18 protein-coding genes and 3 tRNA genes are annotated in these 16238 nt (G+C 70.2%); 12 read left to right on the top strand and 9 right to left on the bottom strand.

What is annotated here, in order from left to right; genetic code table 11:
- Positions 1-267: 267 nt before the first annotated feature.
- The 8 genes from FDF13_RS05770 (at position 268) to FDF13_RS05735 (ending at position 8857) form a co-directional block, all read left to right on the top strand.
- Entirely contained in the window at positions 268-1071 is an 804-nt protein-coding gene (locus tag FDF13_RS05770) for a basic amino acid ABC transporter substrate-binding protein (RefSeq protein ID WP_137318835.1), read from the top strand.
- Between the two features lie 267 nt (positions 1072-1338).
- Positions 1339-2130, top strand: a complete 792-nt coding sequence (locus FDF13_RS05765) for an amino acid ABC transporter permease (protein WP_137320383.1) — start codon at positions 1339-1341, stop codon at positions 2128-2130.
- A 17-nt stretch (positions 2131-2147) separates the two neighbouring features.
- A complete protein-coding gene (locus FDF13_RS05760) occupies positions 2148-3062 on the top strand; it encodes an amino acid ABC transporter ATP-binding protein (protein WP_137318834.1) in 915 nt (304 codons plus the stop codon).
- Between the two features lie 98 nt (positions 3063-3160).
- Positions 3161-3427 carry a hypothetical protein gene (locus tag FDF13_RS05755; protein ID WP_137318833.1) on the top strand — a complete coding sequence of 89 codons (267 nt, stop codon included), beginning with the start codon at positions 3161-3163 and terminating at the stop codon, positions 3425-3427.
- A gap of 20 nt (positions 3428-3447) precedes the next feature.
- Entirely contained in the window at positions 3448-3960 is a 513-nt protein-coding gene (locus tag FDF13_RS05750) for an HAD domain-containing protein (RefSeq protein WP_137318832.1), read from the top strand.
- 91 nt (positions 3961-4051) lie between these two features.
- Positions 4052-5824, top strand: coding sequence for a thiamine pyrophosphate-dependent enzyme (locus FDF13_RS05745; RefSeq protein WP_137318831.1), 1773 nt, complete (start codon positions 4052-4054; stop codon positions 5822-5824).
- A 17-nt stretch (positions 5825-5841) separates the two neighbouring features.
- On the top strand, positions 5842-7473 hold the full coding sequence (locus FDF13_RS05740; protein ID WP_137318830.1) for an amidohydrolase: 1632 nt from the start codon (positions 5842-5844) through the stop codon (positions 7471-7473).
- Positions 7474-7591: 118 nt separating this feature from the next.
- Positions 7592-8857, top strand: coding sequence for a M20 family metallo-hydrolase (locus FDF13_RS05735; RefSeq protein ID WP_137318829.1), 1266 nt, complete (start codon positions 7592-7594; stop codon positions 8855-8857).
- 180 nt (positions 8858-9037) lie between these two features.
- Here FDF13_RS05735 and FDF13_RS05730 read toward each other — a convergent pair whose 3' ends face one another.
- Positions 9038-10396: an aspartate aminotransferase family protein gene (locus tag FDF13_RS05730; protein ID WP_137318828.1), complete on the bottom strand. Its 1359-nt coding sequence runs from the start codon at positions 10394-10396 to the stop codon at positions 9038-9040.
- 227 nt (positions 10397-10623) lie between these two features.
- Here FDF13_RS05730 and FDF13_RS05725 point away from each other — a divergent pair, with 227 nt between their 5' ends.
- Complete coding sequence (locus tag FDF13_RS05725; protein WP_137318827.1) at positions 10624-11238, top strand: YigZ family protein; 615 nt, start codon at positions 10624-10626, stop codon at positions 11236-11238.
- Positions 11239-11283: 45 nt separating this feature from the next.
- Here FDF13_RS05725 and FDF13_RS05720 read toward each other — a convergent pair whose 3' ends face one another.
- The 3 genes from FDF13_RS05720 to FDF13_RS05710 form a co-directional block, all read right to left on the bottom strand.
- Positions 11284-11898, bottom strand: a complete 615-nt coding sequence (locus FDF13_RS05720; RefSeq protein WP_137318826.1) for a hypothetical protein — start codon at positions 11896-11898, stop codon at positions 11284-11286.
- 103 nt (positions 11899-12001) lie between these two features.
- Positions 12002-12502: a Cys-tRNA(Pro) deacylase gene (ybaK, locus tag FDF13_RS05715; protein WP_137318825.1), complete on the bottom strand. Its 501-nt coding sequence runs from the start codon at positions 12500-12502 to the stop codon at positions 12002-12004.
- A gap of 130 nt (positions 12503-12632) precedes the next feature.
- Positions 12633-12983 (bottom strand): metallopeptidase family protein, encoded by a 351-nt coding sequence (locus FDF13_RS05710; protein WP_137318824.1) that lies wholly within the window; start codon positions 12981-12983, stop codon positions 12633-12635.
- 156 nt (positions 12984-13139) lie between these two features.
- Here FDF13_RS05710 and FDF13_RS05705 point away from each other — a divergent pair.
- The 3 genes from FDF13_RS05705 (at position 13140) to FDF13_RS05695 (ending at position 13472) form a co-directional block, all read left to right on the top strand.
- Positions 13140-13212: transfer RNA gene (locus FDF13_RS05705), tRNA-Glu, on the top strand.
- Between the two features lie 44 nt (positions 13213-13256).
- Positions 13257-13330, top strand: a tRNA-Asp gene (locus FDF13_RS05700).
- A gap of 69 nt (positions 13331-13399) precedes the next feature.
- Positions 13400-13472 (top strand) — tRNA-Phe (locus FDF13_RS05695).
- Between the two features lie 92 nt (positions 13473-13564).
- On the opposite strand, the gene FDF13_RS05690 is transcribed toward FDF13_RS05695, so the two are convergent.
- The 5 genes from FDF13_RS05690 to FDF13_RS05670 form a co-directional block, all read right to left on the bottom strand.
- Complete coding sequence (locus FDF13_RS05690; protein WP_137320382.1) at positions 13565-14182, bottom strand: 1-acyl-sn-glycerol-3-phosphate acyltransferase; 618 nt, start codon at positions 14180-14182, stop codon at positions 13565-13567.
- 173 nt (positions 14183-14355) lie between these two features.
- On the bottom strand, positions 14356-14631 hold the full coding sequence (locus FDF13_RS05685; protein ID WP_137318823.1) for a hypothetical protein: 276 nt from the start codon (positions 14629-14631) through the stop codon (positions 14356-14358).
- Between the two features lie 154 nt (positions 14632-14785).
- Positions 14786-15286 (bottom strand): hypothetical protein, encoded by a 501-nt coding sequence (locus FDF13_RS05680; protein WP_137318822.1) that lies wholly within the window; start codon positions 15284-15286, stop codon positions 14786-14788.
- Between the two features lie 34 nt (positions 15287-15320).
- Positions 15321-15689, bottom strand: a complete 369-nt coding sequence (locus FDF13_RS05675; RefSeq protein ID WP_137318821.1) for a hypothetical protein — start codon at positions 15687-15689, stop codon at positions 15321-15323.
- The gene (locus tag FDF13_RS05670; protein WP_137318820.1) at positions 15682-16218 is read right to left on the bottom strand and encodes a hypothetical protein; all 537 of its coding nucleotides are present in this window, start codon (positions 16216-16218) and stop codon (positions 15682-15684) included. Before FDF13_RS05670 ends, FDF13_RS05675 begins: the two co-directional genes overlap by 8 nt.
- Positions 16219-16238: the final 20 nt, after the last annotated feature.

The following is a 16238-nucleotide window of genomic DNA, read 5'->3' as shown; positions in this document are numbered from 1 at the left end:
CGAGTGTGGTGGCATCAACGGCGCTACTCTCTCTCGAAAGTCCTACAGTCGCGGCGATCACGCGGCCGGCGCCTCGGGACCGGGCCCGCGGTCCGGGCGCCGAGGCACCCACAGACGTGAGCGTGGTCACAACGAAACGGACACGATTCGCCCCGGGGCGGCGTCAGCACACCCCGGTCGCAGCCGTCCCGGAGTAGCTTGTCCTCCATACCGGCCCCCGCGGCCAGTCCACGGCCGCCCGGCCGCCCGACCCACCGAGGAGACATTGTGAAACGACGTCTGACGACCGCTCTCGCCCTGCCCGCCGCCCTGCTCATCGCCCTGTCCGCCTGCGGCGGCGGAGGCGACTCCGAACCCGCAGCCACCGGCGAGGGCGGCGTGCCGCTGCTCGAGGAGGGCAAGCTCAAGGTCTGCACCCACCTGTCCTACCAGCCGTTCCAGTTCGAGCGCGACGGCGACGTCGTCGGCTTCGACGTCGACCTCGTCGACCTCGTGGCCGAGGAGCTCGGCGTCGAGCAGGAGATCGTCAACACCCCGTTCGAGACCATCACCACCGGTGCGGCGTTCAACACCGGCGAGTGCGACCTCGCCGCCGCGGGCATGACGATCACCCCGGAGCGCGAAGAGGTTATCGAGTTCTCCGAGGGCTACTTCGACGCCAACCAGGCCGTGCTGTCCAAGGCCGACTCCGGGATCTCCGACGAGGCCGGGCTCGCGGGCAAGAGCATCGCCGCGCAGACCGGCACCACCGGCCTGCAGTACGCGGAGGAGAACCTCGGCGACGCGGAGGTCATCACCTACGAGGACCTGCCGCTGTCCCTCCAGGCGCTGCAGAACGGCGAGGTCGAGGCCGTCATCAACGACAACGGCGTGCTCTACGATTTCGCCAAGGAGAACACCGACTACGCCGTCGGCTTCGACATCCAGACCGGCGAGCAGTACGGCATCGCCGCGAAGAAGGGCAACACCGCCCTCATCGAGAAGGTCGACGAGGTCATCGGCGCGGCCCGCGAGGACGGCACGTACGACGGCATCTACGAGGAGTGGTTCGGCACCGCCCCGGCGAGCTGACCCGCAATCGTCATCGTCGGCGCCCCTTCCCCGTCCGGGCGCCGGCGATGACCCTGCTCCCCCACGCCCACCCGTCCGGGACCACCCCTTCGACCGGCCCGTCGACCGGACCCGGAGCCCGCCACTCGCCCTCCGCACCGCGGGAGGGCCGTCGAGAGAAGACCGACCGTGACCCAGGACAGCTCCCCGGCAGCGGAGACCCGCACCTCGGACCCGAGCACCCGTCCCGCCTCCGACCCCGCACCGCCCCCGCACGTCAAGCCGGGGATGAGCAAGCGCAAGAAGGCGAAGATCTCCCGCGGCATCCAGTACGCGATCCTCCTCATCGCGCTCGCACTCGTCGTCATCGCCGCCGACTGGGGCCGGCTCGCGGAGACCTTCCTCAACGTCGACGTGGCCCTGGACATGTTCCCCGAGGTCATCACCGTCGCGCTGAAGAACACCCTGCTGTTCACGCTGCTCGGCTTCGTGCTCGGTCTGGCGCTGGCGATCGTGCTCGCGCTCATGCGGCTGTCCTCGGTGGGGCCCTACCGCTGGATCTCCGCGATCTACATCGAGTTCTTCCGCGGCCTGCCCGCCCTGGTCGTGTTCCTCGTCATGGGCTTCGGGCTGCCGGTCGCGTTCCCGGGGATGGGGCTGAGCAAGCTCGTCGTCATCATGATCGCGCTCGGCCTGGTGTCGAGCGCCTACATGGCGGAGACGATCCGTGCCGGCATCCAGGCCGTCCCGAAGGGCCAGGTCGAGGCCGCCCGCTCGCTCGGCATGTCGTCCTCGCGGGCGATGATCACCATCGTGCTGCCGCAGGCGTTCCGCATCATCCTGCCGCCGCTGACGAACGAGCTCATCCTGCTGACCAAGGACTCCTCGCTCGCCTACATCCTTGGCTCCGCGGTGGGCGGGCGCGAGCTCGCCGCCCTCGCCCGGGCCGAGATCGTCAACTCCGCCAGCCTCACCCCGTTCATCGTGATCGCGCTGTGCTACCTCGTCATCACCATCCCGCTGTCCTACCTCTCCCGGGTGCTCGAACGGAAGTTCGGCGACGTCGGGACCAAGAGCTGAGACGGAGAGGAATCCTCATGAGCACCCCCACCGGAGACACCCCGCACCCGCCGGTCGCCTGCGAGACCGATCCCGCCGCCGAGGCGCCCGCCACCGGAGCACACGCCGCCGGCACACATGCCGCCGGGTCTCCCACCACCCAAGCGTCCCCCGCCGAGGCGCCCGCCCGGCACCGCGTCGACCGCACCGGGGAGCCGATCGTCCGCATCACCAAGCTCGCGAAGTCGTTCGGCGACAACGAGGTGCTCACCGACATCAACGGCGCCGTCCACCGCGGCGAGGTCGTGTGCATCATCGGCCCGTCCGGCAGCGGCAAGTCGACGCTGCTGCGGTGCATCAACCTGCTCGAGGTGCCGACCTCCGGGGAGATCATCGTCGACGGCCAGTCGATGACGGACCCGGACATCGACATCGACGCCGCCCGCACCCGGATCGGGATGGTGTTCCAGAGCTTCAACCTGTTCTCCCACCTCAGCGTCCGGGAGAACCTCACGGTCCCCCAGCGCAAGGTGCTCAAGCGCTCGAAGGCCGAGGCCGACCGCGTCGCCGAGCACAACCTCGAGCGGGTGGGGCTGAGCGACAAGATCGACGCCTCGCCGGCCTCCCTGTCCGGCGGCCAGCAGCAGCGCGCGGCGATCGCCCGCGCCCTGTCCATGGACCCCGACGTCATGCTCTTCGACGAGCCCACCTCGGCGCTCGACCCGGAGCTCGTCGGCGACGTCCTCAACGTCATGCGCTCGCTCGCCGACGAGGGCATGACGATGATCGTCGTCACCCACGAGATGGCGTTCGCCCGCGACGTCGCCGACCGCGTCGTGTTCATGGCCGACGGCATCGTCGTCGAGGAGGGTCCCGCCGCCCAGGTGATCGGCGACCCGCAGCAGGAGCGCACCCGGGAGTTCCTCCACCGGGTGCTCCACCCGACCGGCTGAGCACATCCGGCAGGATTTCTTGTGACGTGCCGCAGTATGCTGGGAAGCAGGAACCACGGTCGCAGCCGCCGCTGCCACCGCCACCACGAGGGGAACACATGATGTCGAAGGACAAGCAGACGAAGAACGACCCGGTCGAGACGAGCGGGAACACGGGTCTCGATTCGCTCAACGACGCGGCCAAGGAGGTGCTCGGCCCGTCGGACCGGACCGAGGACAACCGCGGCGGCTACGTCGAGGCGAACCCGGATCCGCGCGCGGTCGCAGCGGCCCACGGCGACCGCCTCATCACCGATGCCGACGGCAACACCGTCATCACCGAGGACCCCGCCTCGCCGAACCACCCCGATTCGCCGACCCGCTGAACGGCTGCACGGGCCCGGGCATGCACGTCTACCTCGATATCGACGGCGTGCTCGTCACCGAGCCGTCGCCGCCGTTCCCGCGTGACTTCACCGCCCGCGACGTCCGGGTCGCCGACGGACGATTCGTGCCCGTCGCGTACTCCGCGTCGATCATCGCCGGCCTCGCGGAGATCCTCGGCGCACCCGGCGTGAGCGTGACGACCGTGTCCTCCTGGGAGCACGACGCCCCGTACCTGTTCCGCGCGCTCGGTCTGCCCGAATGCCCGTGGCTCGAGGTCATGGGGCACGGTCCGACGATCTTCCACGGCAAGGAGCGGGCGCTCCTCGCCGACCTCGCCGCGCAGGCGCAGCGGTCCGGGCAGCCGCCGGGCCGGGTGCTGTGGATCGACGACCACCTGCCACCGGCCGAGGCGGACCGGGCCGCGCTCGCCGCCTCGCTCCCGGCCGCGGACGCCCTGCTCATCCGCACCTCGGCGCGGGAATGCCTGACCGCAGCGCACCTCGGCGAGATCGCGGAGTTCGTGCACCGCTGAGGCGGGCCCAGCGGTGCACGCCGCGAGTTGCCGAGGTCTCTTCCTGTGACACGCCTCACTCCGTGACCGGGTCCGTGGTTAGAGTGGTGCCATGAGCGACGAAGCCGCATCCACCACCCCTTCCTCCCCGCAGTCCGCACCCGCCCCCGCGCCCGGGAACCCGCGCACCGGACCGTGCTCGGCCGGCCACCTCATCGTCCGGCAGCTCGAGCGCCACGGCGTCGACCGGATCTACTGCGTGCCCGGGGAGTCCTACCTCGACGTGCTCGACGGCCTCCACGACTCCCCGATCCGCACCGTCGTGTGCCGGCAGGAGGGCGGCGCCGGCTACATGGCCGTCGCCGAGGGCCGCCTCACCGGCCGGCCCGGCATCGCCATGGTGACCCGCGGGCCGGGCGCCTCGAACGTCATGATCGCAGTCCACAACGCCTACCAGGACGCCACCCCGCTCGTCGTGTTCGTCGGCCTCATCCCCACCGAGGTGCGCGGGCGCGAGGCGTTCCAGGAGTTCGACCTCGGCGGCTGGTTCGGGTCGACGGCGAAGAAGGTGCTCGTCCTCGACGACCCCGCCTCCGCCGCCCGGATCGTCGCCGACGCCATGCACACCGCGGTCTCCGGCCGCCCCGGCCCGGTCATCGTCGGGCTGCCGGAGGAGACCCAGCTCGCCCGGACCGACGGGGCCACCGTGCCCCCGCGGCCGGTCGCCGAGCCCGGGCCGGCGGCCGCCGACCTCGAGCTCCTCGACTCCGCGATCGCCCGTGCGCAGCGGCCGGTGCTCGTCACCGGCGGGGAGATGTGGGATGCGGAGACCTCGGCGGCCGTGGCCGCGTGGGCGGCCGGGCGCGGCGTAGGGATCTTCGCGGACTTCCGCGCCTACGACGGCATCGATCACGCCCACCCGCACTACCTCGGGGCGCTCGGCATCGGATCCGCCCCGGTGAGCCGCGAGGCGTTCGCCGCCGCGGACCTGCAGATCTTCCTCGGGTGCGCGCGCACCGACATCATGACGAACTCCTACGAGCTCGGCTGCGATCCGGAGACGACGATCGTCATCAACCGCGACCCCACCACGCACGGCCACTTCGGGCCGCTCGACCACCTCGTCGTGTCGACGACGCGCGCTTTCGGTGCCGCCGTCGCCGGGCTCGAGCCGGTGGTCGCGGAGACGCCGGGCTGGGTCACCGAGGTGCGCGAGGCGTTCCTCGACTGGCGCGAGCCCCGGCCGCCGGCCGATGCCGCGGGCGGGGCGGGCAACTCGCGCAACACGGGCAACTCGGATGCGGCGGGCGCCTCGGGCGGGGCGGGCGGTGCCCCGGAGTACGTCGACATGGACCTCGCGTTCGCAGCGATCCGCGAGCAGCTGCCCGACGACGCGATCATCGCCTACGGGGCGGGGAACCACACCGGCTGGGCGGCGCGGTTCCTGCCGGTCCACGGCTTCCCCTCCGTGCTCGGCCCGCGCAACGGCTCGATGGGCTTCGGGGTGCCGGCGGCCGTCGCCGCCGCCCTCGTCCACCCCGAGCGCACCGTGTTCTCGATCGCCGGCGACGGCTGCTTCATGATGAACGGCCAGGAGTTCTCCACCGCGGTGAATGAGGGCGCGGACCTCACCATCGTCATCAACGACAACTCCCGCTACGGCACGATCGTCGCCCACCAGGAGCGGGAGTACCCCGGGCGGCCCTCGGGCACGAACCTCGGCAATCCGGACTTCGGCGCCTGGGCCCGCTCCTTCGGCGGCTTCGGGGTGCAGGTGACGCGCACCGAGGACTTCGCCGCGGCCTTCGCCCAGGCGCTCGCCCACCCCGGCCCGGCGATCGTGCACGCGCTCACCGACCCGGACATCCGCACCAGCCGGCCCTGAAAGGAGTCCCACCGCTCATGGAGATCGACCTGCTGCTGCGCAACGCCGCCGCCGTGACCTTCGACGACGCCCGCCCCACCGCGTCGACGATCGGCATCCACCAGGGCCGGCTCCTCGGCTTCGACGAGGAGCTCGAGGGCCTCACTGCGCGGCGCACCGTCGACCTCGAGGGTGCCGCGGTGCTGCCGGGATTCAACGACGTCCACTGCCACACGACGTGGTTCGGGCTCACGCTCGCCTCGATCGACGTGGAGAAGCTGCCCGGCGGCCTGCCCGAGGTGTACCGCACCCTCGAGGACGCCGTCGCCGGGATCCCCGCCGGGGAGTGGGTCAACGCCACCGGCTACTCCCACCAGGACTATGACGGCGCATACCCCGACATCGCAGTGCTCGACCGGATCGCCGGCGACCGGCCGCTGTTCATGCGGCAGGTCAGCGGCCACGCCGCGATCGTCAACACCCGCGCCCTCGAGCTTGCCGGGGTGTTCGAGCCCGGGTTCACCGAGCCGGTGGGCGGGAAGATCGTGCGCGACGCCGAGGGCCGACCCACCGGGCTCGTCGAGGAGACCGCGCAGACGCTCGTCCAGGACCTCATCCGGCCGTACTCGGCCGAGGCGATCGTCCACGCCCTCGACCTCGCCACCGCGCACTACGCGCGGGAGGGGATCACGAGCTTCGGGGAGGCCGGGATCGCCGCCGGATGGATCGGCCACTCCCCCATCGAGGTCACCGCCTACCTCCGGGCGCGAGCGGAGGGGCGGCTGCGCGCACGCGCCCAGCTCATGCCCTCGATCAGCGCCCTCCACCCGATGGCCGCGCACGCCGCGGACGACATCGGGCTCGGTCTCGACCTCGGCATGCTCTCCGGGTTCGGCGACGACATGATCAGCCTGGGCCCGGTGAAGATCTTCATGGACGGTGCGATGTCCGGCGAGACCGCCGCGCTCACCGAGAACTACGAGGGCCGCGATCACCCCGGGTACCTCCAGGAGGACCCGGCCGAGCTGCGCCGCCTCACCCTCGATGCCTACCGCTCCGGGTGGTCGCTCGCCGTCCACGCGATCGGCGACCTCGCCGTCGACCAGGCGGTCGCGAACATCACCGAGGCCGTCGACCGGTACGGACGGCGCCGGATCCCCAACCGGATCGAGCACGCCGGGATGGTGCGGGACGAGCACCTGCCGGTGCTCGCGGAGTACGGCATCGCGGTGACCCCGCAGGGCGCGTTCGCCGACGGGATCGGGGACGGGATGAACTCCTCGGTCGGCCCGCAGCGCGCCCACCTGCTCTATCGCGCGGCCTCGCTCGTGGCGGCCGGGGTCCTGGTGCCGGGCAGCTCGGACCGGCCGTGCGCGGACGGCAACGCGCTGCGCGGCATCCAGTCCTTCGTCGACCGCCGCACCCGCTCCGGCGCGGTGTTCGGCGCCGAATCCGAATGCCTGACCCCGGAGCAGGCGGTGCGCGCCTACACCGAGGTGGCCGCTCGCGCCTCGGGCCAGGAGGAGTCCAAGGGGACGCTGAGCACGGGGAAGCTCGCCGACCTCGTCGTGCTCGGGGCCTCGCCGCTCGAGGTCGATCCGACGACGATCAAGGACATCCCGGTGCGCGCCACGCTGCTCGGCGGCGAGTTCACCCACTCCACCCTCTGACCCCAGACTACAATTCTCGACGGTTCCTGAGAGCGTTTCCGCAGATCATCGCAATCTCGATCGCCGTCTCGCACGCCGACGGCCCACTCACCACCCACCCCGACACCCGAGGAGAGACATGACGGACCCCGCCTACTCGCAGCTCACCGCCGAACAGCTCGACGCCGAGGTGCTCGCCGACTTCCGGGAGCTCTCACGGTTCGGAGAGACACCCCGCGGCGGCGTCGACCGTGAGGCGATGACCGCCCCCGACGTGGAGCAGCGCGGCTGGCTCACCGCCTGGCTCACCGAGCGCGGGTTCCGCGTCGAGTGCGACCGGGTCGGCAACCAATTCGGCCTGTACACGTGGACACCCGGCGCACCGTACGTGCTGCTCGGCTCCCACCTCGATTCCCAGCCGCTCGGCGGAAAGTTCGACGGCGCCTACGGGGTGCTCGCCGCTGCGCAGGCCGCCTGGCGCCTGGTGCGCCGCTTCGAGGAGTCCGGGCACACGCCGCGGCACAACATCGCCGTCGTCAACTGGTTCAACGAGGAGGGCTCCCGGTTCCAGCCCTCGATGATGGGCTCGAGCGTCTACACCGGGAAGATGGACGCCGACGCCGCGCTCAAGACCGTCGACCTCACCGGGGTGAGTGTCGCCGAGGCGCTCGAAGCCGGTGGGGCGCTCGGCACCGGTGACGGCCCGGAGGCCGCCGCCTATGCGGAGATCCACATCGAGCAGGGCCGCCACCTCGACGAAGAGGGGGTGACGATCGGCCTCGTCGAAGCGACATGGGCCGCGCAGAAGTACCACCTCATCGTCACCGGCGACCAGTCGCACACCGGGTCCACGGTGATCTCCGACCGGCACGATGCGCTGCTCGGCGCCTCCCACCTCGTCGTCGCGGCCCGCGAGATCGCCGACCGGTTCGGTCCCGACATGCACACCTCGGTCGGGCAGATGGTCATCGAGCCGAACTCCCCGGTCGTCGTCGCGCGCGAGGTGCGCCTCCACCTCGACATGCGCTCCCCCGACGAATCGCTCGTCGCGCAGGCCGATGCGCTGCTCCACGAGCGGATCGCGGAGATCGAGGAGCTCGCGAGCGTCCGGATCGAGAAGGACACCGCGCATTCCTGGGGGCTGCTCCCCTACGATCCGCGCGGCGTCGAGCTGTCCCGTGAGGTCGCCGAGGAGCTCGGGCTCAGCCACCGGGACATCATGACGATCGCCGGCCACGACTCGACGAACGTCAAGGACGTCGTGCCCTCGGTCATGCTGTTCGTGCCGAGCGTCGACGGGGTGTCCCACAACGAGGGCGAGTACACGACGGACGCGGACCTGTGCGCCGGGGTCGACCTGTTCACCGGGGTGGCCGCGCGGCTCGTCGGGGGCGCACTCGACTGACAGCCTCGGCTGACGCGCAGTGAGGACAGCACGGGAGGCGGTCGGGTCGGTCGCGGGAGGCGGTCGGGTCGGTCGCGGGAGGCGGTCGGTCACGGGAGGCGGCCGGCCGCCGAAGAAGACCGTTGAGAGTGCAAATTCTCGCGGATTCGCTCACAGGAACCGCCGGAAATTGCGATCTGCTCAGGTGTAGTGCGCCTCGGAGAGGACCTGCTCGAACACGTCGAGCCCGGCGTTGAGCTCGTCGGCGGAGATGTTGAGCGGCGGGACCACGTGGAGCCGGTGGAAGTTGTTGAACGGCAGCACGCCGCCGGCCTTGAGCTTCCCGACGATCTCCGCGACCTCCGGCGAGCTCCCGCCGTAGGGCGCCAGCGGCTCCCGGGTCTCCTTGTCGCGCACGAGCTCGAGCGCCCAGAACATCCCCACGCCGCGGGTCTCGCCGACGTTAGGGTACTTCTCGGAGAACTCCTGCAGCCGCGGTCCCAGGATCTCCGCACCGAGCTTGGCGGCGTTGTCGATCATGTTCTCCTCGTGCATCGCGGTGATCGTCGCGACGGCGGCCGCGCACGCGAGCGGGTGGCCGGAGTAGGTGAGGCCGCCGGGGTAGGCGCGCTCGGCGAAGGTGGCGTAGATGTCGTCGCTCATGATGACGCCGCCGAGCGGCACGTAGCCGGAGTTGACGCCCTTGGCGAAGGTGATGATGTCGGGCACGATGTCGAAGTGCTCGAAGGCGAACCACTTCCCGGCCCGGCCGAACCCGGCCATGACCTCGTCCGCGATGAGCATGAGGCCGTACTCGTCGCACAGCCGCCGCACGCCCTGCATGTACTCCGGGCTGGGGATCATGATGCCGGCGGTGCCGGGGATCGACTCGAGGACGATCGCGGCGATGGTCTGCGGGCCCTCGAGCTGGATGGTCCGCTCGAGGTGGCGCAGCGCCCGCTCGGTCTCCTCCGCCTCGGTCGTGGCATCGAATTCGCTGCGGTAGAGGAACGGTCCGAAGAAGTGGACGACCCCGGAGTCGCCGCGGTCGTTGGCGAAGCGACGCGGGTCGCCGGTGATGTTGATCGCGGTCTGGGTGCCGCCGTGGTAGCTGCGATACCGGGCGAGCACCTTGTGCTTGCCGGTGTGCAGGCGCGCCATGCGCACCGCGTGCTCGTTGGCGTCCGCACCGCCGTTGGTGAAGAACACGTGATCGAGGCCGGCCGGCGTGAGCTCGGTGATGAGACGGGCGGCCTCGGAACGGGCGGCGTTGCCGTGGGCGGGGTTGATCGTGCAGATGAGGTCGGCCTGATCCTTGATCGCCTGGACGACGGCCGGGTGCTGGTGGCCGATGTTCGTGTTGACGAGCTGCGAGGAGAAGTCGAGGAACCGCGTGCCCTCGCCGTCGAACACGTAGGGGCCCTGCGCCCGGGAGATCACCATCGGCGAGATCTGCGCCTGCGCCGACCACGAATGGAACACGTGCGCGCGGTCGAGCTCGTACGTGCGCTCGGCCTCGCTGCGGATGGCTGCGAGCTCTGCCTCGGTGAAATCGGACATGGACACCCCTTCTCGGCGTGGCGGGTGCGGACCGCAGTCCGCGGGCCGGCGGCTTCGTCCCCTCATCGTAGGCCACCGCCGAGGCGCGGGCGCGGTTTCGGCCGCGTCATCCCGCGGGTCGGGACAGGCCGGCGTGCACCGGGCCGGGGCGTCGCCGGGACCGGTGCTCCCTGTCGTGTTCCGACTGCCGACAGGCCCCGGCGGGGCCGCCCGATACAGTGGCCGGCATGGGCTACGAGGAGCCGGTGGGCGAGAACACCGCGGAGATCGAGATCAAACGGTCCCGCTTCATCGCCCGCGTCGCGCATGCCGCGACCGAGGAGGCCGCCCGGGCGATCGTCGAGGAGCAGCGCGCGGCGCATCCGAAGGCCCGGCACCACTGCACCGCGTTCGTCCTCGGACCGGACGGGCGGACCCAGCGGTCCTCCGACGACGGAGAGCCGGCCGGCACCGCGGGCGCCCCGATCCTCGAGGTCGTCACCGGGCACGGGCTCACCAATGTCGTCGCCGTCGTCACCCGCTACTTCGGCGGGACGAAGCTCGGGGCGGGCGGGCTCGTGCGCGCCTACGGCGCCGCCGCATCCGAGGCGCTCTGGGAGCTCGAGACCGTGCGCCGGAACCTCGTCGTCCCGGTGACCGCGGAGCTCGACTACGCCCACGCCGCACAGGCACAGCGCCTGGCCGAGCAGGCCGGGTGGACGGTGGCCGACAGCACGTGGGCGGAGACCGTCACCCATCGCTTCGCGGTGCCGGCCGGAGAGGTGGACGCCTGTCTGGCGATGCTCGCCGATGTCACCGCCGGGACGTGCGCACCGGAGGTGGGCGAGGCGGAGTACCTGTAGGAGAGCCCGATGCGTCCGAACGCGGGCCCGTGACTTCGACGTCGCTCAGTAGATCCCGTTGCCGGTGGAGAGGTCGCCGACGACGGCGGAGTCGATCGGTGCACTCGCCGGTCCGGCCTGCCGATTGCCGTACCCGGTGAGAGGCAGAGAACTCGTGGGCCCGCTGATCCCGGTGACGACGACCTTGTTGGTGATGCGGCCGTTCGACGTGAGTCCGTCGCGCCAGTAGAACGCGACATCGGGGTAAGCGGTGTCCCCCGGGTTGGAGGTCGACAGACTCGGGATCCGCGTTCCGGCGGGGATCACCCAGGAGAATCTCGTCGTCCGTGTCGTCGGATCGTAAGCGAGTTTCGTCACTGTGCCGTCGGAACTGCTTGCGGTGAAGCTGCGTTCATCGACGGTCCGCGTATTGAGTCCGACGACCTGGAAGTACACCGTCATCGATGCCGGAAGCGTGAATGCCGAGGTCCCCGGCTGCATCCCGAGGTTGAGGTACGACTGCTGCACGAAGCCGTCGGAGCCCGCGAGCGCCTGATTGAACAGCACCGAGAACCCCCGCGTGCTCATCGCGAGCGCCGGAGTGGCCGTGACGACCACGAGGGCAGGGGCTGTCCAGGCGGTGGCGGTGATGAAGCGTCGACGGGAACTGTAGGTCGCCACTATCGCATCCTGTCCGCAGCCGCAAAGTTACTCGACAGTATAGGCGCGTCTGCTCGAGCTCTGTCAACCGATTCGATGCAGGGTTCCCTGCCGGGATCGGCGATCAGTCGAGGTTGGCGATCTTCCCGATGCGCGCGTTCGTGAGCATGACGAGGTCGTTGGGCCGGATCTCGATCTCCATGCCGCGGCGACCGGCGGAGACGAACACGGTGCTGAAGTCCTGGGCGGTGCGGTCGAGGACGACCGGGGAGGCATTGCGCTGGCCGAACGGGCTGACCCCGCCGGCGACGTAGCCGGTGCGTCGCTCGGTCTCAGCGATCCCCGCGAGGTGAGCCTTCTTGCCGCCGAGGACCCCGGCGAGCGCCTTGAGGTCGAGCTGGCCGGAGACGGGGACGAGCGCGATGACGGGCTCGGCGTCGACGAGGATCATCAGGGTCTTGAAGACGCGCGCGGAGTCGGTGCCGAGCTGTTCGACCGCTTCCGGGCCGTAGCGCCGGACCGCTGGGTCGTGGTCGAACTCGTGGACCGAGTACTCCACCCCGGCCAGGTTGAGCACGCGCAGTGCCGGTGTCGCTGAGCTGTGAATGCGGGCCGCAATCGACATGTGTGGCTGTAGCCTCCTGCTCGTCTTCATGCTGTCGAAGCATCCGGACCACGCAGTCCGGTCGAACGAGAGTGGTCTGAATACCCCCGCCACTCTAGGTGATGGTTCAGCGTGTGAGCCAATCCACGACTCAGCCCCAGCCGAGCTCGTGCAGCCGGTCGTCGTCGATCCCGCAGTGGTGGGCGATCTCATGGACGATGGTGATCCGGATCTCCGCCCGCAGATGCTCCTCGTCGCGCGCGAAGTCGATGAGCGGGTTCTTGAACAGGACGATGGTGTCCGGGGGCACGAACCCCCAGGAGCCGTCGCGCTCGGTGAGCGGGATCCCGTCGTACACCCCGAGCAGGTCCGGGGTCTCCGGGGGCGGCGCGTCCTCGACGAACAGCGCCACGTTGTCCATGAAGTCCTCGACGCCCGGCGGCAGGTCCGCCATCGCGGCGTCGACGAGGGCGTCGAACCGCGCATCGTCGATCTTCTCCATGCCCCCAGTCTACGAACGCCGGCCGGCGTGCCCCTTCGCCCCGGTGGGCCGTGATGCACCTCACGCCCCGGGGAGCCGTTCCGGTTTTGCAAAGCGTCGCGGCTCTGGGGTAGGCTGACTGAGGTTCAAACGCCGTGAGAACGGTGAGGCAACTGGGCCCCCATCGTCTAGTGGCCTAGGACACCGCCCTTTCACGGCGGCGACACGGGTTCGAATCCCGTTGGGGGTACGTGTACGATGAGCGGATCCCCGCAGCACGACACAAATGAATATGGCCCTGTGGCGCAGTTGGTTAGCGCGCCGCCCTGTCACGGCGGAGGTCGCGGGTTCGAGTCCCGTCAGGGTCGCGGAGCAATGAAGGCTCTTCTGTTTCAGAAGGGCCTTCGTTCTTCCGTGCGGTACGATGGACCGCACTCGGCTCTGTAGCTCAGTTGGTAGAGCGTTCGACTGAAAATCGAAAGGTCACCGGATCGACGCCGGTCGGAGCCACAGCAGTGATACAGCAGAATCCCGCGGATCCGTTCTCAGGAACCGCGGGATCTCGCTATTCATACACCCTCAGGACGGCTGCTCATACACCCTCAGGACGGCTGCGTCGGCTCGCCCGCGCGCGGGTGCCCGTCTGCGGTCCGGCCCTCGCCGGAGAGGCGCGGCTCCGTCCGCAGCTCCGGCTTCATCCCGGCCTTGTCGGCGTAGAAGGCGCGGATCCGATCCATGTCGGCGGCCATGTTCCCGGTGAGTCGGATCGTCGGCCCCAGCCCGGTGGTGCGGGAGCGTACATCGATGAACCCGAGCGTCACCGGCAGTCCGGTCGCCATCGCGATCCGGTAGAAGCCGCTGCGCCAGCCGTCGCCGGAGCGTGTGCCCTCGGGCGTGACGACGAGCGAGAAGTCCGGCTCGGTGCGCGCTCGCTCGATCACCGCGTCGACGAGCCCGGCCGGGTTCGACCGGTCCACGGGGACACCGCCGAGCATCCGCATGAGCGGGCCGCCGACGCCGCGGAAGAGCTCCTGCTTGCCGAGCCAGCGCACCCGCAGACGTGCGTCCCAGGCGATCGCGAGCATGTGGACGAAGTCCCAGTTCGAGGTGTGCGGGGCGCCCAGCAGGATCCGCGACCCGGTCACCGGCGGATCCTCGCGCACCAGGCGGTAGGAGGTCGCGCGCCACCAGCAGCGGGCGAGAACGCCGCGCAGCGGCATCCGGGGGAGGCGGGCGGAGGCGCCCTCACTGTTCGTCACGAGTCCAAGGCTATCCGGTCCGCCGCCGCCTGGAATTACCGCGGTGAGAGTGCAGAATCATGCGGATCCGCTCTCAGGAACCGCAGGAAATTGCCGTTCGGGTGACGCGAGCTGCTGGAGCAGTGCAGGTGCGCTCAGCCGACCGGGTCCTCCGGCAGCGGGGTCTCCGTGAGCAGGGTGTCGGATTCGTCGGCGGCCCGCTGCGGATCCTTGAGCGGGTCCTCCGCGTCGAGCAGCTCGGGCTCGTCGGATCCGCCGGCCGCCGGCTGGCCGTCGCGGCCGTCGAGGGGCTCGGGCGAGTCCGCGTCACCGGGCTGGGCGAGCAGGTCGTCCTCGGCCTCGGGGACCACTGCGTCGAGCGGCTCGGTGGGCAGTGCGGGGTCGTTCGGGGTCGTCGCGCCGTCCGTCATCGTACGTCCTTCCTCGTGCGGTCAGGTGCGTGCTCCAGCCTAGACCCGCGGCGCGCAGGCCGGAACCGGGCCGGGCGCCTCGCCTGCGGTGGCCGAAGGCATGCGCGGAGGTGGACGAATGGCTGGTCTGCGGTGGCCGGGCGCCTCGCCGGCGCTACCGCTGCCGATCCTCCGACCACCGGTACGAACCGTCGTCCAGGCGGTGGACGAGCACCGGGATCTCGGGGTCGAGCACGAGCCGGTAGCCGCCGGCCCGCGCCTGCTGGTCCGCCGCACGGCGGGCATCCCGGTCCGGCAGCTGCACGCCGGTGCTGCGATCCATGGGCAGGCGGCGCACGATCCGGTCGCGCACCCGCTTGGGCAGCACCGGAGGGCTCTTCCAGTCCATCGTGCGCCGGACGGTCTGCCCGTCCTCGGTGAACCGGAGCGTCAGATGGATCCCCCGCGGGTCCTCGTCGTTCCATGTGTGGGCGTAGCGCTTCCAGTTGTGGAGGATCAGTGCGGACTCGATGACGCCGGGCGTCGTCTGCTGCACCCGCGACATCGGCACGCTGCGGCGGCGCATGACGGTGACGAAGCCGAATCCGACGACGATGAGCATGATGACGATGATGACGGGTATGAAGACGCCGAATCCCCCTGCGGTGCTCGTCATCGCACACCTCCGCACGCCACTTGGACGACCCGCATCACGAGTGCGCCTTCTCAGCGAACACCCAGCGCTCGGCAGCATGGACCACTCCGAGGCCGAGGGCGGCGACCACGAGGGTGCTCACGGTCCCCAGCGCGATCTCGCCGACCGAATGGCCGTCGGGGATGTCGTGGACTCCGACGAAGTACGCTTCCATCGCCACAGGGACGATGAACGCCGCGAGCAGGTGACGCCCCCAGCCACCCTTCCCCTTCCACAGATGGACGGCGGATGACACGACCGCAGCCGCGAACGGGCAGAGGAGGAAGACGTCGTAGAGGCGGTAGGGCAGGATGAAGGTCAGTGCGAGATTGAGCAGCAGGTAGACGGCCGCGCCGGCGGTCCAGGCCCGGATGAGATCACTCATCGCCACGTCTCCCCTCGTCCTGCGGATCGAGCTCGAGCGTTCTCTCGACATCGCGGATGAGGTCGGGGTCCAGCACATCGGATTCACCGACGAGTTCCACCCCGGACACCTGACCGGTGTCCGGATTCGACATGAACCACCAGCGGCCCGTCATCGCGGTCCCCGTGGTGGACGAATAGGTGAACTCAGTCTTGAACGCGGATCGCGCGCCCTCGATCTCGGTCTCCTCGCGCACGTCGGCATGGAAGTCCTTCCCGTATCGCTGCCCCATCTCGGCATCGGCGAAGAGAGTCGATTCCGCATTCACCGGATGGGGCGAGGAACCGTACATCGGCGCGACGCGGAGTCGAGCCCTGGTCTCTCCCTCAGCGCTGTCGTCCAGACCGAACTGCCACGTGTCGTCGAGGGCATCGGCCGGCGATTCGGCCCAACCGTCCGGCACCGCCACTCGGACGTCCTCGAAGCGATGTTCGGTGAAGCCGGATGGGGTGCAGCCGGACAGCGCCAGGAGCACGACGGCCCCGAGCACCGCAGCTGCAGTGTGTAGGT

This window comes from Brevibacterium sp. CS2, from assembly GCF_005280295.1.
Taxonomy (GTDB): Bacteria; Actinomycetota; Actinomycetes; order Actinomycetales; family Brevibacteriaceae; genus Brevibacterium; species Brevibacterium pityocampae.
This window is presented reverse-complemented; position numbering and strand designations above follow the sequence as displayed.